A 24,688-nucleotide genomic window follows, 5' to 3' on the forward strand; every position below is an offset into this window, starting at 1 on the left:
GAGCCGTGGGAAGTGATGGGGGAGCACCGCAGCTCATTGCTTTGGATGTGGATGGAACACTGTTGCAGACCGGTTCGCCGATCAGCCCCCGGGTGGTCGCCGCCGTGCGGGCGGCGGTCGCGGCGGGCGCGCATATCGTGGTGAGCACCGGGCGCACACTGCTCGCCACCCGTCCGGTACTGGCCGAACTGGGCTTGAGCCATGGGCATGCCCTCTGCTCCAATGGCGCCGTCCACCTCGATATCGCTCGCGATCGGCCGGTGGCCGTGCACTCCTTCGATCCGGCCCCCGCGATCGACGCTTTGCGCGCAATGTTTCCGGACATGATCTTCGCCGTGGAAAAGGTGGGTACAGGGACCTGGGCGAGTGGTATGAGCCCCGGCGAGTTCTTCCCGGGCGGGGAATATCTCGTGGTCGACGAGGCGATGCTGGGCAGCGAACCGACTCCGCGACTCAACTGCTGGTGGCCGGATGGCGAACCGGAGACGATGCGCCGGTTGCTCGCGACCTTGTCCGTACCGGATATCAGCTGGGTTCACGGCGAATTCGGTCCCTGGTTCACCATCTCCCGCGAGGGTGTTTCGAAGGGGTGGGCGCTGGAGCGGCTACGCCGCATACTCGACGTACCCCGCACCGCGACCCTCGCCATCGGCGACGGCTTCAACGATCGGGAAATGCTCATGTGGGCGGGGCATTCGGTCGCCATGGCGAATGCGCCCGCCGAGATTCACGCCCTCGCCGACGAAGTCACCGGTGATGTCGCCGCCGAGGGGGTGGCCGCCGTCCTGGAACGCTGGTTCCGTCGCTGACCGATCGCCGGAAGCGGCCGGTGTGGGCAGGGTTCAGGCCGAGAGCGGCAGCCGGTCGGCGATGGCGGAGTCATAGCGGTTCCACACGATTTCGGCCAAGGCATGGTGATCGCCCAGGACATCGGCGTGTACGACATCGGGTGCCGCACGTCGTAGCCGGTCGGTGAGCAGACCGGGGGCCAGAAACCAGGGAGCGACGACGATATGGTCGGCGCCGCGCTCTCGGAGGCGGGTCACGGCCTGCGTGATATCGGGCTCGGCGGTGGCGAAACAGGTTTCGGTTCGCCAGCCGGTCCAGGCCGCCAGATGTCGCGCGACCCGCATCGTGCGGATATTCGCCGTAGGCGACGAGGACCCCACGGCGGCCACCGCGACCGCGGGCCGGTCGGTGGTCGGGGGCGTGCCGGTGGTGGCGCACGCGGCCAGCACCCGGTCGCGCAGGACCGAGATCAGCCGAGGATCGGCCCCGAGCACCTGGGCCTGGGTCACCCGCTGCCACGGATACCGCTCGGCCGCGGCGGCCAGGATGCCCGGCAGGTCCACGCGGGCGTGGAAGGCGTTGCCCAGCAGTAGCGGCACCGCCACCGCATGGGTTTCGCCGCGCGCGGCGAGCGAATCGAGCACCTGCTCGACCGAGGGCTCGTTCAGATCGAGAAATGCGGTGCGCACCGCCGTCCCGGGACGCAGGGCGCGTACCCGGTCCACGATCGCGGCTACCGTGGTCGCGGACCGGGGATCACGGCTGCCGTGCGCCACCGCGACGAGCGTGGGAGCACCGGACATCAAGCGGAGGTTCCGACCTCGACGGAGGTGAGCACATCCCCGACCAGCCCGGCGGCGAGGGTATTGCCGCCGGCGGGATCGATGAGCAGGAAACTGCCGGTGTGCCGGTTGGCGCGGTAGGTGTCGACCGGGAGCGGTTCGGCCACCCGCACCGAGATCCGCCCGATATCGTTGAGCTGCAACGATTCCGGGTCCGGGTCGGCGGCCAGCCGCTGTTCGTCGAAACGCTCCAGCAGCCCGCCGACGATCGCCTGGGTGGTGCGGGTGCCGTGTTTGAGCAGCAGCCGGGCGCCCGGGCGCAGCGGCTTGTCGCCGAGCCAGCAGACGGTGGCGTCGAAGGTGTCGATCGGTTCCGGGGCGTCGTCGACCGAGGCGATGATATCGCCGCGGGAGATATCGACATCATCGGCCAGGATCAGGGTGATACTACGGCCGACCTGCGCCACCGCGAGCTCTCCGTCGGGGGTGTCGACCCGGGCGACGGTGCTGCGCACCCCGGAGGGAAGCACCACGATCTCGTCACCGGGGGAGACCGAACCGGCGGCGATCCGTCCGGCGTAGCCGCGATAATCCGGGTATTCGGGGGTGCGCGGCCGGATCACGTACTGCACCGGGAACCGTAGCCCCAGCGAACGAGCACCGGTGCTGTCGGCGTCGACCGGAACCGATTCCAGGTGTTCGATCAGCGAGGGGCCGTCGTAGTAGGGAGTGTTGGTGGAGCGAGAGGCGATATTGTCGCCGTGCAGCGCGGAGACCGGGATCTCCAGCACGTCCTCCTCCGACCAGCCGAGGGTGCCGGTGAGCTTGGTGAACTCGGCGGAGATCTCCTCGAACACCTTCGCCGCGGCCGTGATCCGCGCTTCCTCGGTGGGTTCGTCCCGGCCGATCAGATCGATCTTGTTCACCGCGAGCACCAGTTTCGGCACCCCCAGCAGCGCCAGGACCGCGGCATGCCGTCGGGTCTGCTCCACCACGCCCTTACGGGCATCCACCAGCAGGATCACCAGCTGCGCGGTGGACGCGCCGGAAACGGTGTTGCGGGTGTACTGGACGTGGCCGGGGGTGTCGGCCAGCACGAACGACCGTTTCGGGGTGGCGAAATAGCGGTAGGCGACATCGATGGTGATGCCCTGCTCGCGTTCGGCCCGCAGCCCGTCCACCAACAGTGACAGGTCCGGGGTCGACAAACCCTTGTCCACCGAGGCCCGGGTCACCGCATCGATCTGGTCGGCGAGCACGGACTTGGTGTCGTAGAGCAGACGTCCGACCAGGGTGGACTTGCCGTCGTCGACCGAACCGGCGGTGGCCAGTCGCAGTAGGTCGGACATATCAGAAGTAACCCTCTCGCTTGCGGTCTTCCATGGCGGCCTCGGAGACCCGGTCGTCCCCACGGGTGGCGCCACGTTCGGTCAGTCGGGACGCGGCGACCTCGGCCAGAATGGCCTCATTGGTGGCGGCGTCGGACAGGATGGCGCCGGTGGTGGAGCCGTCGCCCACGGTGCGGTACCGCACCGACCGGGTTTCGAGGACCTCACCCTCTCGAGGACCGCCCCACACCCCGGGCGTCATCCACATACCGTCGCGCTGGAACACCGGCCGCCGATGCGCGTAGTAGATGGTGGCCAGTTCCACGTTCTCCCGGGTGATGTAGCGCCAGATGTCCAGCTCGGTCCAGTTGGACAGCGGGAACACCCGCACATGCTCGCCCGGCGCGTGCCGACCGTTGTACAGGTTCCACAGTTCTGGGCGCTGCCGTTTCGGATCCCACTGACCGAAGGCGTTACGCAGCGAGAAGATCCGCTCCTTGGCGCGGGAACGCTCCTCGTCGCGTCGGCCGCCGCCGAAGACGGCGTCGAAACGATTCTCGCTGATCGCGTCGAGCAGCGGCACGGTCTGCAACGGATTGCGGATACCGTCGGGGCGCTCGGTGAGTCGTCCGTCGGCGAGATACTCCTCCACACTCGCCACGTGCAGCCGCAGACCGTACTGGGCGACCACATGATCGCGGAATTCGAGCACTTCCGGCAGATTGTGTCCGGTGTCCACGTGCAGCAGCGCGAACGGCAGCGGCGCCGGCCAGAATGCCTTGAGCGCCAGGTGCAGCAGCACGGTGGAGTCCTTGCCGCCGGAGAACAGGATCACCGGGCGTTCGAATTCACCCGCCACCTCGCGGAAGATATGGATGGCCTCCGACTCGAGCGCGGCGAGGGTGTCGAAATCGGTGATGCCGAGGGTACGTTCGGTGACTTCGGTCATGATGCGTGTAACCCACATTCGGTCTTCGAGAGGCCGGCCCACCGGCCACTGCGCGGATCGGAACCCGGCTCCGGCTTCCGTGTACACGGAGCGCAGCCGATGGACGGATATCCCTCCTCCACCAAGGGGTTGACGAGGATGGAGTGCTCATCGATGTATTCGGCCATGGCGTCGTCCGACCAGGCGGCAATGGGATTGATCTTGACCAGGCCGAATCCCTCGTCGAAGGAGATCAGCGGCGCATTGGCGCGGGTGGGGGCCTCCACCCGACGGATACCGGTGACCCAGGCGTTGTAGCCGGTCAACGAGTTCCGCAACGGCACCACCTTGCGCAGTCGGCAACATTCGTTGGCGTCCCGGGCGAACAGGTCCTTGCCGAGCAGCGCGTCCTGTTCGGCGACGGTGTGCTCGGGCCGGACGTTGATCACGTTCACCCCGTACACCGCTTCCACCGCATCCCGGGTGCCGATGGTCTCGGCGAAGTGATATCCGGTGTCCAGGAAGAGCACATCGACGCCGGGACGCACCTGGGCGGCCAGATGCACCAGCACCGCGTCCTGCATATTCGACGCCACGATATAGCCGGCCCCGAAGGTTTCGTCGGTCCAGCGCAGCAGGTCCGTCGCGGAGGCGTCGGGACCGAGTTCGGCGGCCCCTTTCTCCGCGAGAGCGCGCAATTCGTCGACCGGCAGCTTCGCGGGTCGCCGGTCGGATGTCGCTGTTGTCACAGTTGGATCTCCCATCACCGCAGGTCTGCTTCGTCGGCCCGAACGGCCCACTGCGCGAACCGTTCACCGTCGTGGCGGTTTTTGACGAAGTTGCGGACCACCCGCTCGATGTAGTCGCCCAGTTCGGCGCTGGTCACCTTGTGTTGGCGCAGTTTGCGGCCGAAACCGCTGTCGAGGCCGAGGCTGCCACCGAGATGAACCTGATAGCCCTCGACCTGATTCCCGTCGCCGTCGTCGACCAGCTGTCCCTTGAAGCCGATATCGGCGATCTGCGATCGGCCGCACGAGTTGGGGCAGCCATTGATATTGATCGTGATCGGCACGTCGAGCTGCGCGTTGATATCGGCCAGCCGCTGTTCCAGCTCGGGTGCCAGCACCTGGGAACGCTTGCGGGTCTCGACGAAGGACAGTTTGCAGAACTCGATCCCGGTGCAGGCCAGCAGATTGCGTCGCCAGATGGAGGGACGGGCCTGCAGACCCAGCGGTTCCAGTTCGGCGATCAGCTGCTCGACCTTGTCGTCGGGGACGTCGAGAATCACCAGCTTCTGGTAGGGGGTGAACCGGATCCGGTCCGATCCCACGCGCTCGGCCGCATCGGCGACCTCGGTCAGCACGGTGCCCGAGACCCGCCCGGCGATGGGGGAGAAGCCGACGGCGTTGAGGCCGTTGCGCAGCCGCTGCACGCCCACATGGTCGATCGGTTTGGCGGGCCGCTCCGGTGCCGGGCCGTCGATGAGCTTGCGTTTCAGGTATTCGTCCTCGAGCACCTGCCGGAACTTTTCGATACCCCAGTCCTTGACGAGGAACTTCAGCCGCGCCTTGGAGCGCAGACGGCGGTAGCCGTAGTCACGGAAGAGGCAGACCACCGCTTCCCAGACGTCCGGAACCTCGCCCAGCGGCACCCAGGCGCCGACCCGCTGGGCCAGCATGGGGTTGGTGGACAGGCCACCGCCGACCCACAGGTCCAGGCCTGGTCCGTGCTCGGGGTGGTTCACCCCGATGAACGCCACATCGTTGATCTCGTGCACCACATCCTGCTGGCCGGAGATCGCGGTCTTGAACTTGCGCGGCAGGTTGGCGTATTCCTTCTTGCCGATGTACCGGCGCACGATCTCCTCGATCGCGGGTGTGGGGTCGAGGATCTCGTCCAGGGACTCGCCGGCCAACGGGGAGCCCAGCACCACGCGCGGGCAGTCGCCGCACGCCTCGGTGGTCTGCAGACCCACCGATTCCAGGCGGCGCCAGATCTCCGGGACGTTCTCGATCTCGATCCAGTGGTACTGGACATTTTCCCGGTCGGACAGGTCGGCGGTATCGCGGGCGAATTCGGTGGAGATCCCACCGAGGGTGCGCAGCTGTTCGACATTGAGCGCGCCGCCGTCGCAGCGGACCCGCATCATGAAGTATTCGGCTTCGATCAGGTCGATGTTCTCGTCGCCGGTCCAGGTGCCGTCATAGCCCTGTTCGCGCTGGGTGTAGAGGCCCCACCAGCGGAAACGGCCGCGCAGATCGCCTTTGTCGATACTGTCGAAACCGTTTTTGGCGTAGATGTTCTCGATCCGGGCGCGAACGTTGAGCGGGTGGTCGTCCTTCTTGGACTGTTCGTTGGGGTTGAGCGGCTCCCGGTAGCCGAGGGCCCACTGGCCTTCGGCGCGGCGGCGCACCGGTTTGCCGGTACGGGCCCGGGGAGTGCGGGCGGGGCGGTCGGCGGCCGGACGAGCCGGAGAATCTGCCGCGGCAGTGGTATCGGCGTCGGTGCTCGACGTCATGAATTGCTCCTGCTGGGGTTTGTGGTACGTCCGTGCGGTCGGCGTGGGGGGCTGATCTCACGCCACGGTGTCAGCGCGGCCGGGGTCCTGGGGACAGGTGTCGCCGAGGGACCGAGAACGGGGCGCAGCTGAGCTACCGGGTGCAACCGGACAGACAGCAGGCGCTGCAGACGCGCTTGTAATCGACGTGGCGTCGTGCCACAAGTCGAACTCCCGATGCGCGCATGCGGCCCATTCTGCCACGTCAGAGGGGGCGCTTCGGCGGCGGATGGGATATTTCCCGCAAAATCACGGGAAATTCCCTGGAAGGCCGAAAAAATATGTGACAGTTGTCATATTTTCGCTGGGGAGCTCTGTGTGTGACCTGTTCCGGCCCCCGAGCGTCCCGGCTCGGGTTTGACCTCGAGTGCACTCGAGGTCCGAGAATCGGCGCCATGAGGTACGAACCTGCCGATACCGCCGCGGAACTGAAGGCGATCCACGACGTTATCGCCGCCGTGGAGCACACTCAGCGCCACGAACTGGTCGGCGATTTCGTGAACCTGTTCCGCGCCGATGCCATCTGGACCACCGCCCACGGCAAACGCCTGTTCGGGCGGGACGCCATTGCCGAATTCACCGCCAAGGTGCTGCCCGGTGCCATGAGCCCGGACGCGCTGCCGCGCTACGAGGTCGAGCATGTGCTGTTCATTCGTCCCGATGTGGCGGCGGTGAAGGTGCGCCAACGGTACGTGGATGTGACCGGCGCCACCGTGGGTGCCGAGGGCAGCCCGCTGTATGTCATGGCCAAGGAGGACGGTCGGTGGTTGCTCACCGCCAACCAGAACACCCAGGTGGTGGCGGACTGAACCGGCCGTTCACACTGGACGGGTGACTTCCGCGCCCTCGCTCGATTCCGAGACCCCGGTCCTGCGGGACTTCGGCGGCGGTCCGTTCGGCATCTACGTGCATGTGCCGTTCTGCGCCACTCGGTGCGGTTACTGCGACTTCAACACCTACACCGCGGGTGAACTGGGCAGCTCCTCCTCGCCGCAGTCCTGGCTGGAGGCGCTGCGCGGGGAGCTGGCCGAGGCGGCCCGGGCGTTCGAGCGGCTACCATCCCCCACTCCGGAGGTGGCGACGGTGTTCGTGGGCGGCGGTACCCCGTCGCTGCTCGGAGGCGACGGGCTGGCCTCGGTATTGGCGGCCGTACGTGCGGAGTTCCGCCTGGCCGCCGATGCCGAGGTGACCACCGAGTCGAACCCGGAGTCGACCTCGCCGGCCTTCTTCGAACGCATTCGCTCGGCCGGGTTCACCCGAATCTCGCTGGGGATGCAATCGGCGGCCGAACACGTGCTGGCCGTTCTCGACCGTACCCACACTCCCGGTCGGGCCGTCGCCGCCGCCCGCGAGGCCCGCACGGCCGGTTTCGAGCACATCAACCTCGACCTCATCTACGGCACCCCCGGCGAACGCGACAGCGACCTGGACGCGAGCCTGGACGCGGTACTCGACGCCGGTGTCGATCACGTCTCGGCCTATTCGCTCATCGTCGAGGACGGCACCGCGCTGGCCCGGCGGGTGCGCCGCGGCGAACTCCCCGCACCCGACGACGATGTTCTCGCCACCCGCTACGAACGGATCGACGCCCGCCTGGCGGCGGCCGGTCTCACCTGGTACGAGGTGTCGAATTGGGCGGTCGACGACGCCGCGCGCTGCCGGCACAACCTCGGTTACTGGGACGGTGGCGACTGGCTCGGGGCGGGCCCCGGCGCGCACAGCCATCTCGGTGGGGTGCGCTGGTGGAATGTCAAACACCCGGCCCGCTACGCCGACCGGGTCGCCCGCGGGGGGCTGCCCGCGGCGGGGTGGGAAGCGCTCACCGACGCGGACCGCTACCTCGAACGGGTCATGCTCGCCCTTCGGCTCCGCACCGGCCTGCCGCTGGGCGACCTCGACGCCACGGGTGCCGCCGCCGCGGAACAAGTGGTCGCCGACGGGCTCGCGACCATATCGGAGGAGCGTCTGATCCTCACCGATCGCGGACGACTGCTGGCCGACGGGGTGGTCCGGCGGCTACTCGCCTGATCGGACCGATCACCGGTCCGCACCGAGGAACCGATTCCCGATCGACGAGCGGTGTCGCAGCGGATGATCAGGACAACGACGACTCGATCGCGGAGTACGCGCACGCCACGGCGTCGTAGGGCGGCGGGAAATCGTGCGGCAGCATCGTTCCCCGATACGGCTGCGCCGCCTCGCCCGGGAAAAGGGGCCGGGAGCCGATGGACAGTCCGTCACTGCGGAGAACAATGCCGCACTGCGGAGAACAATGCCGTGGGGCTCTTGCGCCGGATTCCCTCGGTGAAACGAATAGCGGTGGGCACGCCGTTGCTGTCGATCGTTACGGTGACGCTGTCGTAGGAGGTCTGCGTACCGACAGCTGCTGCACCCGACCGTGCAGCGACCGGAATCATTGGGCTTTGCGCCCCATCTCCTCGGCCCATCGGGTCGGTCTTGCGGCGGCGCGGAACGGCTCGTCGGGCGCCCGGAATTCCCCCGCACACTTTGGATTCCGTTGTGAGCGGCCCGACGCTGTCACGAGGTGGGAGGCATGTGGCCTGGAAGATGGGTCGCGCGGATTTAGACTGAATACAGAACTCGGTGGTCCGAGGGCCGAGTTGGCAGGAAGTGGTGCGCCGGGAAACCGTGACGGCGTACAGGACAGCGAGGAGGTGCGGCCGATGTCGAGCACCGAGGATCGGCGCTTCGAGGTCCTGCGGGCGATCGTCGCAGACTATGTCGCAACCAAGGAGCCCATCGGGTCGAAGACGCTGGTGGAACGGCACAATCTGGGTGTGTCCAGCGCCACGGTTCGCAACGATATGGCGGTGCTCGAGGCCGAGGGTTACATCACCCAGCCGCACACCAGTTCCGGGCGGATCCCCACGGACAAGGGCTACCGACAGTTCGTCGACCGGATAGCCGAGGTGAAGCCGCTGTCGTCGGCGGAGCGCAAGGCGATTCTGAACTTCCTGGAGTCCGGCGTCGATCTCGACGATGTGCTGCGCCGCGGGGTGCGCTTGCTGGCCCAGCTCACCCGGCAGGTCGCAGTGGTGCAGTACCCGACGGTGTCCGCGTCGACGGTGCGCCACATCGAGGTGGTGGCGCTCAATCCGGCGCGATTGCTGCTGGTGGTGATCACCGATACCGGGCGCGTCGACCAGCGCATCGTGGAATTGGGTGCCCTCATCGACGACGAGGACCTCTCGGCCCTGCGCGCCATGCTGGGCGCCGCCATGGATGGCAAACGATTGGCCGCGGCATCGGCTGCCGTGGCGGACCTGCCCGAGCAGGCTCCGGTGCGGTTGCGTCATGTGCTGATCCGTGTGTCCACCGTGCTGGTGGAAACCCTGGTCGAACATCCGGAGGAGCGTTTGGTGCTCGGCGGGACCGCCAATCTCACCCGCAATGCGGCCGATTTCGGTTTCCCCGGTTCGCTGCGCGCGGTGTTGGAGGCACTCGAGGAGCAGGTCGTGGTGCTCAAGATTCTGGCCGCGGCCCAGCAACCGGGCACCGTGACGGTACGGATCGGCGAAGAGAATCAGGTCGAGGAGATGCGTAATACGTCGGTGGTCACCACCGGCTACGGCGCGGAAGGAGCGGTACTCGGCGGAATGGGTGTATTGGGGCCGACCCGAATGGATTATCCGGGCACGATCGCCTCGGTGGCGGCGGTGGCGCGGTATATCGGCGAGGTTTTGGCAAGCCGCTGACCCGCCTCATCGGGTTCGATACCGAGTCGCTGTTACTCTCGTGGGGCCGGCCGGATAAAGTTGAGTGGACCCGACTAAAAGTGTGCGGCCGCGGCAACCCTCGAACGAGCCATGCGGCCGGCCACGCGCAGTCGGAACGGTGGACAGCGACCAAGGACTAGAGAACTCAAGTGGCACGGGACTACTACGGACTGCTCGGCGTCGGTAAGAATGCGACCGACCAGGAGCTCAAACGCGCCTATCGCAAACTGGCCCGCGAACTGCATCCCGACGTCAACCCCGACCCGGAGGCGCAGGCTCGGTTCAAGGAGGTCTCCACCGCCTACGAGGTGCTGTCGGACCCGGAGAAGCGTCGCATCGTCGATCTGGGTGGCGACCCCTTGGAATCCGGTGGTGGCGCGGGCGGTTTCAGCGGCGCCGGATTCGGCGGCCTCGGCGATGTGTTCGAGGCGTTCTTCGGCGGTATGAGCGGGGCCGCGGGCGGTTCCCGCAAACCGCGCGGGCGAGTGCAGCCGGGCGCGGATTCGTTGGTTCGTACCCGCCTCAGCCTGGCCGAATGCGCGGTCGGAGTGACCAAGCACCTGACCGTGGACACCGCCATCCTCTGCGATCTGTGTCATGGATCGGGCACCAATGGCGACTCCAAGCCGGTGCGTTGCGAAACCTGCGGTGGCGCGGGTGAGGTCCAGTCCGTGCAGCGGTCCTTCCTGGGGCAGGTGATGACCTCGCGGCCGTGCCCGACCTGTCGGGGCGCCGGGGAAACCATTCCCGACCCCTGCCGCAAATGCGGTGGTGACGGACGGGTGCGGGCGCGCCGGGAGATCGCCGCGCCGATCCCGGCGGGTGTCGCCAACGGGATGCGGGTGCGGTTGGCCGCCCAGGGCGAGGTCGGTCCCGGTGGTGGGCACGCGGGCGATCTGTACGTGGAGATCGTGGAGCAGCCGCATGACACCTTCGTGCGCGACGGCGACGATCTGCACTGCACCGTGCGGGTGCCGATGGTCGACGCCGCGCTCGGCACCACCGTGGTGATCGATACCATCCTGGACGGTCCCGTCGAGCTGACCATTTCCCCCGGCACCCAGCCCGGCGAGATCGCGGTGCTGCGCGGGCACGGTATGCCGCGGCTGCGTTCCAGCGCCCGGGGCGATCTGATGGCCCACCTCGATATCGTCATCCCCACCAAACTGGACGGTAAGCAGGCCGATCTGCTGCGCAAGTTCAAGGGCATGCGCGAGCGCGACCGGGCCGAGGTCATGTCGACGCAGTCCGAGCACAACAGCGGCCTGTTCGCCCGGCTGCGTGCCTCGTTCAGCGGGCGCTGAGGCATTGGCCGCCACGGTCTTCTACCTGGACGAGATCCCCGAACCCGGCGCCGTCGCGGTCCTCGACGGCGCGGAGGGCCGGCACGCGGCGACGGTACGCCGGATCCGGGTGGGTGAGCCGATCACCCTGTCCGACGGGCGCGGGTTGCTCGCCGCGAGCGAGGTGGTCGCCGCGCAACGCGACCGCCTGGAATTGGTGGTGCGCGACCGAACTCGTGCCGAACCACCGGCACCACCGGTCACCGTGGTGCAGGCGCTGCCCAAATCCGATCGTTCCGAACTGGCCGTAGAGTTGATGACGGAGGCCGGGGTCGATGTGATCGTGCCGTGGCAGGCGGCCCGCTGTGTCGCGAACTGGGCGGCCAAGGCCGACAAGGGGGTGGGGAAGTGGCGTAACGCGGCCCGTGCCGCGGCCCGTCAGTCGCGCCGGCCTTACATTCCGGAGGTCACCGGTCTCCACGACACCGCGCAGGTGCTGGAGCTGGTGCGTTCGGCGCGGGCTGCCGGCGCGGTGGTGGCCGCATTGCACGAGTCGGGCGTCGCCCGTTTCGCCGAGCTGCCCTGGCGCGCGGCACCGGCGGTCGTACTGATCGTCGGCCCGGAAGGTGGACTCGACGACGCCGAGGTCGACGCGCTGGTCGAGGCCGGGGCCGAGGCGGTGCTGCTCGGTCCGACGGTGCTGCGCACCTCCACGGCCGCCGCGGTGGCGCTCGGTGCGCTGGGTGCGCTCACTTCTCGCTGGTGAGCCGGCCGAGGCCGCCGGAATCCGATCCGCGCCCCGGAGTCGTCGGGTAATCGGCTCGTTCATCGGCGGAAATGCCGGGTTCACCGAGGTGCGGGCCGCGGTTATTTCGGTGGGAGGCGTCGGTATCGCGCGTTAAACTTTGGAACGAAGACCTCATCACCGCGGATGCCCGTCGTCCACCGCGAGGGATTCGTGACAGCAGCTTCGAGACCGGAAAGCAGGCCATAGCCACTACGTGCGATCACAAGGCGATATCGGCGATCAGACCACTCCAGTGACCGGTGATGGCGCCGGCGGCAGTCGAAGCCCCGCGGCGCGTACCGTTCGCTCCAGTATCGAGCTCGCCCCCGAATCGGTATTCCCCTTCCTCGGCTCGGCCGATGAGAATCTGCGGGAACTCGAGCAGCTGATCGACGCCGATATCCATGTGCGTGGCAATACCGTCACCCTCACCGGTCGCGCCTCCGATGTGGCGCTGGCCGAACGGGTGGTGGAACAGCTGGTGGCGCTGACCGCCCGCAACCGGGTGGTGACCCCCGAGGCCGTGCGGCACACCGTGTCCATGCTCACCGAGGGCAGCGCCGAGTCCCCGGCCGAAGTGCTCAGTCTGGACATCCTGTCCCGACGCGGTAAGACAATCCGCCCCAAAACGCTCAACCAGAAGCGCTATGTCGACGCCATCGACGCCCACACCATTGTGTTCGGCGTCGGCCCCGCGGGTACGGGTAAGACCTATCTGGCCATGGCCAAGGCCGTTCAGGCATTGCAGACCAAACAGGTCGACCGCATCATCCTCACCCGTCCCGCGGTGGAGGCCGGCGAGCGGCTCGGTTTCCTGCCCGGCACGCTGAACGAGAAGATCGACCCGTATCTGCGTCCCCTCTACGACGCCCTGCACGACATGATGGACCCGGAGGCCATCCCGAAGCTGATGGCGGCCGGCGTGATCGAGGTCGCGCCCCTGGCGTATATGCGCGGACGCACCCTGAACTCGTCGTTCATCATTCTCGACGAGGCGCAGAACACCACCGGCGAGCAGATGAAGATGTTTTTGACCCGTCTCGGGTTCGGTTCGAAGATCGTGGTGACCGGCGATATCACCCAGGTCGACCTGCCCAGCGGGGCTCGGTCGGGACTGCGGGCCGCCACCGAGATCCTGTCCGCCATCGACGATATCCATTTCGCCGAGCTCACCAGCAGCGATGTCGTGCGGCACCGACTGGTCTCGGAAATCGTGGACGCCTACGACCGGTTCGAGGCCACGGCCCGCCCGCCGGTGGGACCGCATATGGCGGGCAATCGTGCCCAGCGTCGTGCGGCCGGGCGGGCGGGGCGGCGCTGACCGGCCCGGCGGCGGTGTGGTCCCGGGCAGGCCGACGGTCGGCGCGGGACGTTCCGGCGCGGGTTGCCGACCATGCCTCGGATAGGCTTGACCGGTGAGTATCGAGATCGCCAACGAGTCGGGTATGGACGTGCCCGAGGAAGACCTGGTGGGTATCGCGCGGTTCGTGATCGATCGGATGGAGGTGCATCCGGCCGCGGAACTGTCCATGGTGCTCGTCGATCTCGACACCATGGCCGATCTGCACATGCGCTGGATGGACTTGCCGGGGCCGACCGACGTGATGTCGTTCCCGATGGACGAACTCGAACCCGGGGGCCGTCCGGACAGCCCGGAACCCGGCCCCTCCATGCTCGGCGATATCGTGCTGTGCCCCGAATTCGCCCTCGACCAGGCCCGTAAGGCCGGACATTCGCTCGAACACGAGCTGGCGCTGCTCACCGTGCACGGAATGCTCCATCTGCTGGGCTACGACCATGCCGAGCCGGAGGAGGAGAAGGAGATGTTCGGGTTGCAGGCCCGGCTGCTCGAGGAATGGTACGAGAGTCTGCGCGAGGCGCGACGCCGGGCCGAATTGGCCGCCCGGGACGCTCGACTGCTGGGGAAAGCGGGTTTCACGGCGCCGGGTGACGCGCAGGCGTGAGCGAACCGGTTCTGCTGCTGCTCGCGGTTCTGCTCGTCCCGGTGGGTGGTGCGTTCGCGGCGCTCGATTCCGCGCTGAACACCATCTCCGCCGCTCGACTCGATGATATGGCCCGGCTCGAGCGACTCGGCGCGGCGCGGTTGAGCCGCATAATCGACGACCGACCGCGCTATGTGAACCTCATGGTGCTGTTGCGCATTCTGTGCGAGATAAGCGCCACGGTGCTGTTGGCCGCCGCATTGCTGACCATGTGGAGCAATACGGTGGCGCTGCTGGTCACGGCCGGGATCATGGTGTTGGTGAACTATGTGGTCATCGGGGTGGGGCCGCGCACCCTGGGCCGTCAACACGCCTATTCGATCGCCTTGACCGCGAGTCTGCCGCTGCAGTTCATCGGTGCGGTGCTGGGGCCGTTGAGCCGGCTGCTGATCCTCCTCGGTAACGCCATCACCCCCGGTAAGGGTTTTCGGAACGGGCCGTTCGCCTCCGAGATCGAACTGCGCGAAGTGGTCGATATGGCGCGTGAGCGTGGGGTGGTGGCCGATGAGGAACGCCGGATGATCCAGTCGGTGTTCGAACTCGGTGACACCACCGCCCGCGCGGTGATGGTGCCGCGTACCGAGATGGTGTGGATCGAAGCCGACAAATCGGTGGCGCAGGCCATGTCGCTGGCGGTGCGCAGCGGCCATTCCCGGATTCCGGTCATCGGCGAGAACGTCGACGACATCCTCGGCGTGGTGTATCTGAAGGATCTGGTTCCCTATGCCGATCGCGGTCGGAGTGTGCGGGTGCGCGAGGTGATGCGCGCGGCGGTGTTCTTGCCCGATTCCAAACCGTTGGACGCCCTGCTCGACGAGATGCAGCGGCGGCGTAACCATATGGCGCTGTTGGTGGACGAGTACGGCGGTATCGCGGGCCTGGTCACCATCGAGGACGTACTGGAGGAGATAGTCGGCGAGATCGCCGACGAATACGACACCGACGAGACCCCACCGATCGAGGAACTCGGCGACGGTCGCTACCGGGTGTCGGCGCGGCTGCCGATCGACGATCTGGGGGAGTTGTACGGATTGGAGATCGAGGCCGAGGACGTCGACACCGTCGGCGGGTTGTTGGCGCACGAACTGGGTCGGGTGCCGCTGCCCGGGGCGGAGGTCACGACACACGGTTTGCTGTTGCGCGGGGAGGGCGGTGCGGATGCACGCGGTCGGGTGCGGGTGCACACCGTGACGGTGCGGCGGACGCCCGAGCAGGACCGGGCGGACGCCACGAGCGCGGATTCGAACGATGAGGGGCCGGATCGGGAACACCCGTCCGGTCGGAACGAAGAGAGAGACGATGCCTGAACTGGATGCCGAGGACAACAAACTGTTGGTGTTGGCCCGCGGGGCGATGAGCCGCACCGGCGGAGGCAGCGGTGCGGCGATCCGCGATACCGACGGTCGCACCTATGCCGCCGGGGCAGTCGACCTTCAGGAGCTGCGGTTGACCGCGTTGCAGGCCGCGATTGCCGCCGCCATCTCCAGCGGTGCGGAGGGTTTCGAGGCCGCGGTCGTGGTCGGCGGCCGGTTCTCCGACTCCGGTGTCGCCGCGGTGCGCGAGGTGTCTCCCCAGGCCCGCATCATCTTCACCGACCGTTCCGGTGCGGTATTCGAGATAGCCGAAGGAGTCCACGGTGGCTGAACGAGGCGGGGAGTTCCGTTCCGGTTTCGTCTGTTTCGTCGGCCGGCCGAACACCGGCAAATCGACCCTGACCAATGCGCTGGTCGGCGCGAAGATTGCGATCACCTCGTCGCGTCCGCAGACCACCCGGCACACCATTCGCGGGATCGTGCACCGCGAACACGCCCAGTTGATCCTGGTCGACACCCCCGGTCTGCATCGACCGCGCACCCTGCTCGGGCAGCGACTCAACGATCTGGTGCGCGACACCTATTCCGAGGTCGATGTGATCGCCTTGTGCATCCCGGCCGACGAGAAGATCGGCCCCGGTGACCGTTGGATCGTGCAGCAGGTGCGGCAGATGGCCCCGAAGACCACGCTGCTCGGGGTCGTCACCAAGATCGATAAGGTAGGTCGCGAGCAGGTCGCCGAGCAACTGTTGGCGGTATCGCGATTACTGGGCCCGGAGGCCGAGATCGTGCCCGTCTCGGCGGTGAAGGGGGAACAGGTCGAGGTCCTCGTCGATGTCATCGCGGCGCAGATGCCGGAGGGTCCGGCGTTCTACCCCGACGGTGAGCTCACCGACGAGCCCGAGGAAACCCTGATGGCCGAACTCATTCGGGAGGCCGCACTCGAGGGTGTTCGCGACGAACTGCCGCATTCGCTGGCCGTGGTCATCGAAGAGGTGCTGCCGCGGGAAGGGCGGGAGGACATGCTCGATGTACACGCCCTGCTGTATGTGGAACGCCCCAGTCAGAAGGCGATCATCATCGGCAAAGGCGGTTCCCGCCTCAAGGAGGTGGGCACCAATGCCCGCAAGCAGATCGAACACATCCTCGGCACCCGTATCTATCTGAACCTGCACGTGAAGGTGGCCAAGGATTGGCAGCGCGACCCGAAACAGCTGGGTAAGTTGGGGTTCTGAGCGGCTTCCCGGTGAGGTCGGGTGTCACCACCACTGTTGGGGTCGGTGACGGTCCCAACGCAGTTCCGATTCCAGTTGTGCGGCCAGGGAAACCAGGCGGGATTCGGCGGCTGCCGGACCCATCAATTGAGCGCCGACCGGTAGACCGGTATCGGTGAACCCGGCCGGTACGTTCACGCTCGGCCAGCCGAGGACGTTCCACGGCCAGGTGTACGGGCAGGCGGCGGTGATGAGTTCGTCGGTGGCCCAGGAGCCGAGGCCGTCGATTTCCTGTACGCCGGGCGCGGGGGTGGCGGTGGTGGGGGCGAGGACCACGTCGAAGTCACGGAAGAACGCGCCGAATCGTTTGTGTAGCACTGGTTCCAGGCGACGGGCCAGTGTCAGGGCCGGGCCGCCGAGGAATCGCCCGAGACGGATATTGGCCCGGGTGCGGGGGTCGATCACGGCACCGGGGAATGCGCGGTGGGTGTCCCGGATACCGGCCATCGACCGGGGGAGAAACGATATGCCGGGCAGGATTCCGTAGGACAGGTCGGCGACCGTCACGGTATGGCCCAGTTTCCGCAGGGTGGTGGCGATTCGTCGCACACCGGCCTCGACCCGGGGATCGAGCGCGGTTCTGGTGGCGGTGAAGGGAATGCGCAGTGACAGTGCGATCCGCAGCCGGCCCGGGTCGCGGCCCACCGCATCGGACAGGACGAGCGGTTCCGGGGTGTGCAGATCGCCCGGATGTGGGCCGGCTGCCGCGTCGAGCAACAGGGCCGCGTCGGCGACCGTTCGGGCCAGCGGGCCGTTCACGGTGAGGCCGTGGAACGCCTCGGGTAGCGGCCAGGTGGATATCCGGCCACGTTGCGGTTTGATGCCCACCAGGTTGTTCCACGAGGCCGGAATGCGCACCGATCCGGCGCCGTCGGAGCCGAGGGCCGCGGGTACCAGCCCGGCGGCCACGGCGGCGGCCGATCCGCCGGAGGAGCCGCCGGGGGTGTGCTCGCGTGCCCACGGGTTGCGGGTGTAGCCGAAGGCGGCGCCGCTGGTGAACGGCCACTGGCCGTATTCGCAGGTGTGGGTTTTGCCGACGATCACCGCGCCCGCCGCGCGCAGTCGACGCACCGCTTCGGCGTCGGTGGTTTTCGGCGCGAACTCACCGCCGACGCCGAAGGCGGTGGGCTCACCGGCGATATCGGTATCGTCTTTGACCGCGATCGGCACGCCGAGCAGCGGTAGTCGCTCGCCTTTGGCGATTCGTCGATCCGCTTCGGCGGCCTCGGCGAGCGCCTTGTCCCGTCGGATGATCTTGAAGGCGTTGAGTGTGGTCCGGCTCGCCTCGATTCGGTCGAGCGCCGCGCTCACGGCCTGGACCGAACTGAGTCGCCCGTGCGCGATAGCCGCCGCGTGCTCGGCCAGTCCTAGTTCTTTCGCGGGTGGGGTGTCGGCGTCCGGGGCATTGTCGGTGAGCGGCATGAATACTCCGTCTTCTCGATTCTCGTTCTGCACGGTAACGCCGTATTGGTCAAACGTCCATATCTTGTCGGGTGTGGGTGCGGGTATCGGTCACCGGTCCGTGCAAGACTGTCGACGTGCGCTTGTATCGGGATCACGCCGTGGTGCTGCGCCAGCACAAACTGGGCGAGGCGGACCGTATCGTCACGCTGCTCACCCAACGGCACGGGTTGGTGCGGGCGGTGGCCAAGGGAGTCCGCCGCACCAAATCGCGGTTCGGGGCGCGATTGGAGCCCTTCGCCTATATCGATGTGCAACTGCACCCGGGCCGGAATCTGGACACCATCACCCAGGTACACACCGTGGAGGCCTTCGCGCCGGGCATCATCGACGACTACGGTCGTTACACCGCCGCCTGCGCCGTCCTGGAAACCGCCGAACGGTTGGCCGGTGAGGAACGCGCCCCCGTACCCCGGCTGCACACCCTCACCGCGGGCGCCCTGCGCGCCATCGCCGCCGGCCACCGCCCACACGAGCTGATTCTGGACGCCTATCTGCTGCGCGCCATGGACTGTGCCGGCTGGGCGCCCGCCCTGGACGAATGCGCCCGCTGCGCCACCCCCGGCCCACATCGCGCCTTCCATGTCGCCGCGGGCGGCGCGGTCTGCGTCAACTGCCGCCCGCCCGGTGCGACCACCCCGGCGCCCGAGGCGTTCCACCTGCTCTCGGCGTTGCGGCACGGAAACTGGGCCGAGGTCGACCGAATACCCGAACAGGTGCGGCGCCAGGCCAGTGGTCTGGTCGCGGCGCATCTGCAATGGCATCTGGAGCGGAAACTGCGCACCCTGCCGCTGTTGGAACGCTCGAACGAGGTGTCCGCCGACAGCCCCGGATCGGAGCCGAGCGCCACGGCTCCCGTGGGTGTGGGGGCCTAGGTTCGGCCGGTTCCCGGGAATTCCGACCGGCCTGCGGCGGGGCCGGCCGCATCAGGCAGGATGGACAAGGTGTTCCCGCGTCGTGACTCTTCCGGCCCGGACGTCTCGCCGTCCGAGGGCCGCCGTACAGTTCGTCCGCCGTCACCGCATCCGTCCGGGGCCCGTCCCCCGAAACTGCCCCCCGAACTGGTTCCCAGACATGTGGCGTTGGTGATGGACGGCAACGGTCGGTGGGCGCAGGAGCGGGGTCTACCGCGCACGGCCGGACACGAACGCGGTGAGGCCGTGCTCATGGATACCGTCGAGGGCTGTATCGAGATCGGTGTGAAGTGGTTGTCGGCGTACGCGTTCTCCACCGAGAACTGGCGGCGCAGCCCGGAGGAGGTGCGCTTCCTGATGGGCTTCAACCGGGATGTCATCCGCCGCCGTCGGGACGAGATGCACGAGATGGGTGTGCGGGTGCGTTGGGCCGGGCGGCGTCCTCGGTTGTGGCGTAGCGTGATCAAGGAGTTGGAGACCGCGCAGGAGCTCACCAAGGACAACACCGTCATGACGCTCACCATGTGCGTCAATTACGGGGGCCGCGCCGAGATCACCGACGCCGCCCGCGAGATCGCGCGCCGGGCGGCGGCGGGGGAGCTGGATCCGGAGAAGATCACCGAGGCCACCATCGCCCGGTTCCTCGACGAACCGGATATGCCGGATGTGGATCTGTTCCTGCGTCCGTCGGGTGAGTTCCGCAGTTCGAACTTCCTCATCTGGCAGTCGGCCTACGCCGAATACGTCTACCAGGACACGCTGTTCCCCGATTTCGACCGCCGCAATCTGTGGGAGGCCTGCCTGGCCTACGCCAAACGCGACCGACGGTTCGGAGGCACCAAATGAGCGATCCGGACACGACCTTGGCCCCCGATCTGGAACTACAGGCCCGCGCGGGTGCCTCGTTGGCGCTCTACGACATCGATGTGCGGGTCGACAACGACGGCTCGCTGCGGTTCGACTACGAGGGCGTGTTGTGTTCTCTGACCGCCGTCACCCTGACCCCCGGTCTGGATGTGCTGACCCTGACCTGCGTATTGGCCTGGGATCGCCCGCTCAAACCGCAGTTGCACAAACGGGTGGCCGAACGCAACAGCTCGTTGCAGTTCGGTTCGATCGTGGTGATCGGGCGCGACAAACTGGCCGATGTCATCCTGCGCTACACCTTCCCGGGTGCCGGTCTGGACGACCAGGCCCTGAGCACCATGCTGCTGCTGGTGCTATCGGGTGCCGCTCGGGCGCGTCAGGGTTTGCTGCCCTGATCCAACCGGGGGTCGAGCGTGTGGCCGTCAGCTCGTCGCCGATTGTCCGGGTTCGGAGGGAAACAGGGTCTCCACCCCGCGGATCAGGGTTTTCGCGTCGATATCACCGATGATCAGGCGTTGCAGGATATATCCGGGGAGCAGCCCGAACAGGGTGGCGGCGACGGCATCGATATCGGCATCGGCGGGTAGCCGGCCCGCCTCGCGCATTCGCTCGGCGTAGTCCCGCCATATCCCGCGGATGCCGACCATTGTCCGCTTCACATACACCGCGGCCTCGGAATCGGTCAGTCCCAGCGTCCAGGCCTGCGGCGCCAACCGCATTCGCCCCTCGTCCCCGCTCTGCGTATCGATCCAGGTGGTGGCGACGGCGATGACCTCGGCCGGGGACGGTAGTGGATCGCGGCGGATCACCTCGAGTAACACCTCGCGGACATCGGCCGACGCGTTCGAGGCCAGTTCGGCGACCAGGTCGTCCTTGCTCTTGAAATAGCGGTACACCGCGCCCGCCGACAGTCCCGATTCGGTGAAGACATCCTGCATGGACGTCTGGTGGAACCCTTTGCGGGCGAAGCAGCGCTGAGCTGCGTCGACGATCTGTTGGCGGCGGCGTTCCAGGTGTTCGTCACTGACCCGAGGCATGACCACAAAGTAAAACGAATATTCGTTCTTGACAACCGAGGGGGGCGGTGCGACGGTGGAGCCAACAAAAAGAACGAACCTCCGATTTTTGGGAGACGTCATGAAGTTCGTCCAGCGCGCCGTGGCCCTCGGACTCGCCGCCGCCCTCATCCAGGCGTTGATGCTGATCGCCTTCGCCTGGCCGGCCGCGCGTACCGCGCCGCGCGACCTTCCCATCGCCGTCAGCGGGCCCCAGGCCGACATGGTCGTGGGTCGACTGGAACAACAGAGCCCTGGCGCGTTCGAGCCGACCGTGCTACCCGACGAAAACGCGGTTCGGGCGGCGATCGCCGACCGTGAGGTCTACGGCGCGATCGTCACCGGCGGTGGGGCGCCGCGCGTGCTGGTGGCCTCGGCGGCGAGCCCGGTGGTCGCCCAACAGCTCACCCAGATCGGTCAGCTGATGGCCGGTGCGGCCATGACCCCCGTCGAGGATGTCGTGGCCACCGATCCCGACGATCCGCGCGGCGCCGGTTTCGGTGCCATGGCATTGCCGTTGGTCATGGCGGGTATCGCCGCGAGTGTGCTGTTGACGCTGCTGATCGACTCGGCGGCCGGTCGTCTCGTCGGCGCGCTCACCTTCGGGGTGGTGGGCGGTCTGCTGAGCATGGCGATCGTGCAGGGGTGGTTGTCCCTCATCCCCGGTGACTATCCGACCCTGTCCGCGGTGGCCGGGTTGATCTCGTTCGCGGTTGCCGGCTCGATCGTGGGCCTGAGCAGTGCGATCGGGCGGGCCGGAATCGCCCTCGGGGCGTTGACCATGCTGTTGGTCGGCAACCCGTTCTCGGGCGCCACCTCGGCGCCGGAGCTGCTGCCGCAGCCGTGGGGTGCCATCGGTCAGCTCCTGCCGCCCGGCGCGGGTGCGACCCTGCTGCGTTCGGTGGCGTTCTTCGACGGCGCCGGTGTCGGCAAGCCGTTGCTGGTGCTGCTGGGATGGGCCGCGGTCGGATCGGTGCTGCTCGGGATCGGAATGTTCCGGGACCGGCGCTCGAAAGGTTCGGCACCGACTCCGGAGGCGGAACCCGTTTCCGTCGCGGTGTGACTCGACGTCCCGCGAACACTTGCCGATATGGCTCGGGGCCCCTGCCGTCGGTGGTGGGGGCCCCGAGCCATATCTTGTCCGGGAAGGTCAATCATCCGGGTGGGTTTCGGCGCAGGCGCTGCAGCTGCCGAAGATTTCCAATGTATGGCTCACATCGGTGAAACCGTGCCGGTCCGCGACGGACTCGGCCCAGGCCTCCACGGTGGGACCCTCCACCTCGACCGTGCGCCCGCAGTGCCGGCACACCAGGTGATGGTGGTGGCCGGTGGAGCACTGCCGGTACATCGATTCCCCGGTGGAGGTGCGCAGCACATCGACCATCCCGGCGTCGGCCATCGACTGGAGGGTGCGGTAGACGGTGGTCAGGCCGATTCCCTCACCGCGGCGACGTAGTTCGTCGTGTAACTCCTGCGCGGAGCGGAAACGGTCGATATCGTCGAGCAGCGCGCTGATGGCGTTGCGCTGTCTGGTGCTGCGGATCCCCACCTTGTGCGTGGTGGCCGACTTGTCGATGGCCATGACTATAGGACCAATCACCCTTCTTCTTCGGCATGTGCGACTGCGTCGACCACGATATGCGCCAGATGGTCGTCGACGAGTTCGTAGAGGACCTCCCGGCCCGAACGCTCACCGTGTACCACCCCGGCGGATTTCAGAATCCGCAGGTGCTGGCTGACCAGCGGTTGTGTGACACCGAGGGCATCGACCAACTCGTGCACGCAGCGCGGCGACTCTCGCAGTTGTAGCACGATGGCGATGCGGACAGGGGCTGCGAGGGCGCGCAGTAGCTCGCCGGCGTTCTCCAACACACTCCGGGAGGGAATCGGGGCCGGGGCCGGGGAGCGGTAGGGGTTGTGCGGGGAAGCGGCGGCCGTATCGGTTGTCATCAGGGCAAACTCCTTATTGGAAACCGGTTCCATTTTGGTATGCACAGGTGCGCATGTCAAATATCGGTTCGGCTCACGGGTGTCGTGGTGCCGCTGTCCGTCCGTTCGACCCGGCTCGATAGGCTGTAACGGACCGCGATTTGTCTGCAAGGCGATACCGGGCCGGTGCAGTGCAATGCAGCCGAGGTCGCGTACGCCCGCTCCGGGCACCCCCGATTCCGACTCGTAGTGGATGGAGAAATCTCGCGTGGCACCCAAGTCGAAGGTGGACACCGTTGCCAACCTCGCCAAGCGCCGTGGGTTGGTGTACCCGTGCGGTGAGATCTACGGCGGTACCAAATCGGCGTGGGATTACGGGCCGCTGGGTGTGGAGCTCAAGGAGAACATCAAGAAGCAGTGGTGGCGTTCCATGGTCACCAGCCGCGAGGACGTGGTGGGTCTGGACTCCTCGGTGATCCTGCCGCGCGAGGTGTGGGTGGCATCGGGCCATGTGGAAACCTTCACCGATCCCCTGGTCGAATCGCTGTACACCCACAAGCGCTACCGCGCCGACCACCTACTCGAGGCGTACGAGGCCAAACACGGCCACCCGCCGGCCAATGGCCTCGCCGATATCAACGACCCGGAAACCGGCCAGCCCGGTAAGTGGACCGAACCCCGCAACTTCTCCGGTCTGCTGAAAACCTTCCTCGGTCCCGTCGACGACGAAGAAGGCCTGCACTACCTGCGCCCGGAAACCGCGCAGGGCATCTTCGTCAATTTCGCCAATGTGATGACCACCGCGCGGAAGAAGCCGCCGTTCGGCATCGCCCAGATCGGCAAGAGCTTCCGTAACGAGATCACCCCCGGCAACTTCATCTTCCGCACCCGCGAGTTCGAACAGATGGAGATGGAGTTCTTCGTCAAACCCGGCGAGGACGCCGAATGGCACAAGTACTGGATCGACACCCGTTTCTCCTGGTACACCGACCTCGGTATCGACCCCGACAATCTGCGACTGTACGACCACCCGAAGGAAAAACTGTCGCACTACTCGGCCGGCACCACCGATATCGAATACCGGTTCGGCTTCCAGGGTGGTGAATGGGGTGAGCTGGAAGGTATCGCCAATCGCACCGATTACGACCTGTCGACCCACTCCAAGCACTCCGGCACCGAACTGAGCTACTACGACCAGACCACCGGCGAGCGCTACATCCCCTATGTCATCGAGCCCGCGGCCGGTCTCACCCGCTCGCTGATGGCATTCCTGGTCGACGCCTATGCCGAGGACGAGGCTCCCAATGCCAAGGGCGGTGTGGACACCCGCACCGTATTGCGACTGGACCGCCGGTTGGCTCCGGTGAAGGCGGCCGTACTGCCGCTGTCGCGCAATGCCGATCTCACCCCCAAGGCCAAGGATCTCGCCGCGAAACTGCGCAAGAGCTGGAACGTCGAATTCGACGATGCCGGCGCCATCGGCCGCCGCTACCGACGCCAGGACGAGATCGGTACCCCGTTCTGCATCACGGTCGACTTCGACACCCTCGACGACCAGGCCGTCACGGTGCGTGAGCGCGACTCCATGGCGCAGGAACGCATCGCCCTCGACCAGGTCGAGGGATATCTGGCGCAGCGCCTGATCGGCTGCTGAACCCGCCTTTCGGTTCGCTCGGGCGGT

At 67.1% G+C, this 24,688-nt stretch carries 26 protein-coding genes; 16 read left to right on the top strand and 10 right to left on the bottom strand.

Annotated elements, in window-relative coordinates; translation table 11 throughout:
- Nucleotides 1–5: 5 nt before the first annotated feature.
- The gene (locus ON32_RS06680; protein WP_040789585.1) at nucleotides 6–809 is read left to right on the top strand and encodes an HAD family hydrolase; all 804 of its coding nucleotides are present in this window, start codon (nucleotides 6–8) and stop codon (nucleotides 807–809) included.
- Between the two features lie 33 nt (nucleotides 810–842).
- On the opposite strand, the gene ON32_RS06685 is transcribed toward ON32_RS06680, so the two are convergent.
- From ON32_RS06685 to ON32_RS06705, 5 genes are read right to left on the bottom strand one after another with little or no spacing between them, the layout of a single operon-like run.
- Nucleotides 843–1,592: a sirohydrochlorin chelatase gene (locus tag ON32_RS06685; protein ID WP_040789587.1), complete on the bottom strand. Its 750-nt coding sequence runs from the start codon at nucleotides 1,590–1,592 to the stop codon at nucleotides 843–845.
- Nucleotides 1,592–2,920, bottom strand: coding sequence for a sulfate adenylyltransferase subunit 1 (locus ON32_RS06690; protein WP_040789588.1), 1,329 nt, complete (start codon nucleotides 2,918–2,920; stop codon nucleotides 1,592–1,594). Before ON32_RS06690 ends, ON32_RS06685 begins: the two co-directional genes overlap by 1 nt.
- 1 nt (nucleotide 2,921) lies before the next feature.
- Nucleotides 2,922–3,866: a sulfate adenylyltransferase subunit CysD gene (gene cysD / locus ON32_RS06695; protein WP_051132936.1), complete on the bottom strand. Its 945-nt coding sequence runs from the start codon at nucleotides 3,864–3,866 to the stop codon at nucleotides 2,922–2,924.
- Nucleotides 3,845–4,591 (bottom strand): phosphoadenylyl-sulfate reductase, encoded by a 747-nt coding sequence (locus ON32_RS06700; RefSeq protein ID WP_085995125.1) that lies wholly within the window; start codon nucleotides 4,589–4,591, stop codon nucleotides 3,845–3,847. Before ON32_RS06700 ends, cysD begins: the two co-directional genes overlap by 22 nt.
- Entirely contained in the window at nucleotides 4,591–6,345 is a 1,755-nt protein-coding gene (locus ON32_RS06705; protein WP_040789594.1) for a nitrite/sulfite reductase, read from the bottom strand. Before ON32_RS06705 ends, ON32_RS06700 begins: the two co-directional genes overlap by 1 nt.
- Before the next feature lie 434 nt (nucleotides 6,346–6,779).
- Between ON32_RS06705 and ON32_RS06710 the strand changes: the two genes are divergently transcribed.
- Together ON32_RS06710 and hemW are read left to right on the top strand one after the other, a co-directional pair.
- Complete coding sequence (locus tag ON32_RS06710; protein WP_040789596.1) at nucleotides 6,780–7,193, top strand: SgcJ/EcaC family oxidoreductase; 414 nt, start codon at nucleotides 6,780–6,782, stop codon at nucleotides 7,191–7,193.
- Nucleotides 7,194–7,215: 22 nt separating this feature from the next.
- Nucleotides 7,216–8,412: a radical SAM family heme chaperone HemW gene (hemW, locus tag ON32_RS06715; protein ID WP_040789598.1), complete on the top strand. Its 1,197-nt coding sequence runs from the start codon at nucleotides 7,216–7,218 to the stop codon at nucleotides 8,410–8,412.
- Nucleotides 8,413–8,621: 209 nt separating this feature from the next.
- Here hemW and ON32_RS28750 read toward each other — a convergent pair whose 3' ends face one another.
- A complete protein-coding gene (locus ON32_RS28750) occupies nucleotides 8,622–8,801 on the bottom strand; it encodes a hypothetical protein (protein ID WP_157224107.1) in 180 nt (59 codons plus the stop codon).
- Nucleotides 8,802–9,068: 267 nt separating this feature from the next.
- Between ON32_RS28750 and hrcA the strand changes: the two genes are divergently transcribed.
- The 8 genes from hrcA to era all read left to right on the top strand — a co-directional run bounded on the left by hrcA (nucleotide 9,069) and on the right by era (nucleotide 16,742).
- Nucleotides 9,069–10,100 carry a heat-inducible transcriptional repressor HrcA gene (gene hrcA / locus ON32_RS06720; protein WP_040789600.1) on the top strand — a complete coding sequence of 344 codons (1,032 nt, stop codon included), beginning with the start codon at nucleotides 9,069–9,071 and terminating at the stop codon, nucleotides 10,098–10,100.
- A gap of 170 nt (nucleotides 10,101–10,270) precedes the next feature.
- Nucleotides 10,271–11,425: a molecular chaperone DnaJ gene (dnaJ, locus tag ON32_RS06725; RefSeq protein WP_040789602.1), complete on the top strand. Its 1,155-nt coding sequence runs from the start codon at nucleotides 10,271–10,273 to the stop codon at nucleotides 11,423–11,425.
- Nucleotides 11,426–11,429: 4 nt separating this feature from the next.
- Nucleotides 11,430–12,170, top strand: a complete 741-nt coding sequence (locus ON32_RS06730) for a 16S rRNA (uracil(1498)-N(3))-methyltransferase (RefSeq protein ID WP_040789604.1) — start codon at nucleotides 11,430–11,432, stop codon at nucleotides 12,168–12,170.
- 274 nt (nucleotides 12,171–12,444) lie between these two features.
- Complete coding sequence (locus tag ON32_RS06735) at nucleotides 12,445–13,512, top strand: PhoH family protein (RefSeq protein ID WP_040789606.1); 1,068 nt, start codon at nucleotides 12,445–12,447, stop codon at nucleotides 13,510–13,512.
- 94 nt (nucleotides 13,513–13,606) lie between these two features.
- A complete protein-coding gene (ybeY, locus tag ON32_RS06740; RefSeq protein WP_040789609.1) occupies nucleotides 13,607–14,155 on the top strand; it encodes an rRNA maturation RNase YbeY in 549 nt (182 codons plus the stop codon).
- Nucleotides 14,152–15,501, top strand: coding sequence for a hemolysin family protein (locus ON32_RS06745; RefSeq protein ID WP_040789611.1), 1,350 nt, complete (start codon nucleotides 14,152–14,154; stop codon nucleotides 15,499–15,501). Before ybeY ends, ON32_RS06745 begins: the two co-directional genes overlap by 4 nt.
- A complete protein-coding gene (locus tag ON32_RS06750; protein ID WP_040789613.1) occupies nucleotides 15,494–15,838 on the top strand; it encodes a cytidine deaminase-like protein in 345 nt (114 codons plus the stop codon). The genes ON32_RS06745 and ON32_RS06750 overlap by 8 nt, the downstream gene beginning before the upstream one ends.
- Complete coding sequence (era, locus tag ON32_RS06755; protein WP_040789615.1) at nucleotides 15,831–16,742, top strand: GTPase Era; 912 nt, start codon at nucleotides 15,831–15,833, stop codon at nucleotides 16,740–16,742. Before ON32_RS06750 ends, era begins: the two co-directional genes overlap by 8 nt.
- 24 nt (nucleotides 16,743–16,766) lie before the next feature.
- Here era and ON32_RS06760 read toward each other — a convergent pair whose 3' ends face one another.
- Nucleotides 16,767–18,203 (bottom strand): amidase, encoded by a 1,437-nt coding sequence (locus ON32_RS06760; protein ID WP_040789618.1) that lies wholly within the window; start codon nucleotides 18,201–18,203, stop codon nucleotides 16,767–16,769.
- 116 nt (nucleotides 18,204–18,319) lie between these two features.
- Here ON32_RS06760 and recO point away from each other — a divergent pair, with 116 nt between their 5' ends.
- The 3 genes from recO to ON32_RS06775 are packed head-to-tail and all read left to right on the top strand — an operon-like array spanning nucleotide 18,320 to nucleotide 20,418.
- Nucleotides 18,320–19,117 carry a DNA repair protein RecO gene (gene recO, locus ON32_RS06765; protein WP_040789822.1) on the top strand — a complete coding sequence of 266 codons (798 nt, stop codon included), beginning with the start codon at nucleotides 18,320–18,322 and terminating at the stop codon, nucleotides 19,115–19,117.
- Nucleotides 19,118–19,177: 60 nt separating this feature from the next.
- The gene (locus ON32_RS06770) at nucleotides 19,178–20,002 is read left to right on the top strand and encodes an isoprenyl transferase (RefSeq protein WP_040789620.1); all 825 of its coding nucleotides are present in this window, start codon (nucleotides 19,178–19,180) and stop codon (nucleotides 20,000–20,002) included.
- Nucleotides 19,999–20,418, top strand: a complete 420-nt coding sequence (locus tag ON32_RS06775) for a CesT family type III secretion system chaperone (RefSeq protein WP_040789622.1) — start codon at nucleotides 19,999–20,001, stop codon at nucleotides 20,416–20,418. Before ON32_RS06770 ends, ON32_RS06775 begins: the two co-directional genes overlap by 4 nt.
- Before the next feature lie 27 nt (nucleotides 20,419–20,445).
- Here ON32_RS06775 and ON32_RS06780 read toward each other — a convergent pair whose 3' ends face one another.
- Entirely contained in the window at nucleotides 20,446–21,060 is a 615-nt protein-coding gene (locus tag ON32_RS06780; RefSeq protein WP_040789624.1) for a TetR/AcrR family transcriptional regulator, read from the bottom strand.
- Nucleotides 21,061–21,160: 100 nt separating this feature from the next.
- Between ON32_RS06780 and ON32_RS06785 the strand changes: the two genes are divergently transcribed.
- Nucleotides 21,161–22,141 (top strand): ABC transporter permease, encoded by a 981-nt coding sequence (locus ON32_RS06785; protein WP_040789626.1) that lies wholly within the window; start codon nucleotides 21,161–21,163, stop codon nucleotides 22,139–22,141.
- An 87-nt stretch (nucleotides 22,142–22,228) separates the two neighbouring features.
- On the opposite strand, the gene ON32_RS06790 is transcribed toward ON32_RS06785, so the two are convergent.
- A complete protein-coding gene (locus ON32_RS06790; RefSeq protein WP_040789628.1) occupies nucleotides 22,229–22,660 on the bottom strand; it encodes a Fur family transcriptional regulator in 432 nt (143 codons plus the stop codon).
- A 14-nt stretch (nucleotides 22,661–22,674) separates the two neighbouring features.
- Complete coding sequence (locus tag ON32_RS06795; protein WP_040789824.1) at nucleotides 22,675–23,028, bottom strand: ArsR/SmtB family transcription factor; 354 nt, start codon at nucleotides 23,026–23,028, stop codon at nucleotides 22,675–22,677.
- 232 nt (nucleotides 23,029–23,260) lie between these two features.
- Between ON32_RS06795 and ON32_RS06800 the strand changes: the two genes are divergently transcribed.
- Nucleotides 23,261–24,661, top strand: a complete 1,401-nt coding sequence (locus tag ON32_RS06800; RefSeq protein ID WP_174361604.1) for a glycine--tRNA ligase — start codon at nucleotides 23,261–23,263, stop codon at nucleotides 24,659–24,661.
- Nucleotides 24,662–24,688 lie beyond the last annotated feature (27 nt).

Source organism: Nocardia paucivorans NBRC 100373 (assembly GCF_000308675.1).
Lineage (GTDB): Bacteria > Actinomycetota > Actinomycetes > Mycobacteriales > Mycobacteriaceae > Nocardia > Nocardia paucivorans.

Bases quoted from the DNA above. Each gene is read 5' to 3' on its own strand.
- ON32_RS06685 (WP_040789587.1), bottom strand. From the start codon at position 1,592: ATGTCCGGTGCTCCCACGCTCGTCGCGGTGGCGCACGGCAGCCGTGAT.
- ON32_RS06690 (WP_040789588.1), bottom strand. From the start codon at position 2,920: ATGTCCGACCTACTGCGACTGGCCACCGCCGGTTCGGTCGACGACGGC.
- cysD (WP_051132936.1), bottom strand. From the start codon at position 3,866: ATGTGGGTTACACGCATCATGACCGAAGTCACCGAACGTACCCTCGGC.
- ON32_RS06700 (WP_085995125.1), bottom strand. From the start codon at position 4,591: ATGGGAGATCCAACTGTGACAACAGCGACATCCGACCGGCGACCCGCG.
- ON32_RS06705 (WP_040789594.1), bottom strand. From the start codon at position 6,345: ATGACGTCGAGCACCGACGCCGATACCACTGCCGCGGCAGATTCTCCG.
- ON32_RS06710 (WP_040789596.1), top strand. From the start codon at position 6,780: ATGAGGTACGAACCTGCCGATACCGCCGCGGAACTGAAGGCGATCCAC.
- ON32_RS28750 (WP_157224107.1), bottom strand. From the start codon at position 8,801: ATGATTCCGGTCGCTGCACGGTCGGGTGCAGCAGCTGTCGGTACGCAG.
- hrcA (WP_040789600.1), top strand. From the start codon at position 9,069: ATGTCGAGCACCGAGGATCGGCGCTTCGAGGTCCTGCGGGCGATCGTC.
- ON32_RS06750 (WP_040789613.1), top strand. From the start codon at position 15,494: ATGCCTGAACTGGATGCCGAGGACAACAAACTGTTGGTGTTGGCCCGC.
- ON32_RS06760 (WP_040789618.1), bottom strand. From the start codon at position 18,203: ATGCCGCTCACCGACAATGCCCCGGACGCCGACACCCCACCCGCGAAA.
- ON32_RS06770 (WP_040789620.1), top strand. From the start codon at position 19,178: ATGGACAAGGTGTTCCCGCGTCGTGACTCTTCCGGCCCGGACGTCTCG.
- ON32_RS06775 (WP_040789622.1), top strand. From the start codon at position 19,999: ATGAGCGATCCGGACACGACCTTGGCCCCCGATCTGGAACTACAGGCC.
- ON32_RS06780 (WP_040789624.1), bottom strand. From the start codon at position 21,060: ATGCCTCGGGTCAGTGACGAACACCTGGAACGCCGCCGCCAACAGATC.
- ON32_RS06785 (WP_040789626.1), top strand. From the start codon at position 21,161: ATGAAGTTCGTCCAGCGCGCCGTGGCCCTCGGACTCGCCGCCGCCCTC.
- ON32_RS06790 (WP_040789628.1), bottom strand. From the start codon at position 22,660: ATGGCCATCGACAAGTCGGCCACCACGCACAAGGTGGGGATCCGCAGC.
- ON32_RS06795 (WP_040789824.1), bottom strand. From the start codon at position 23,028: ATGACAACCGATACGGCCGCCGCTTCCCCGCACAACCCCTACCGCTCC.
- ON32_RS06800 (WP_174361604.1), top strand. From the start codon at position 23,261: ATGGAGAAATCTCGCGTGGCACCCAAGTCGAAGGTGGACACCGTTGCC.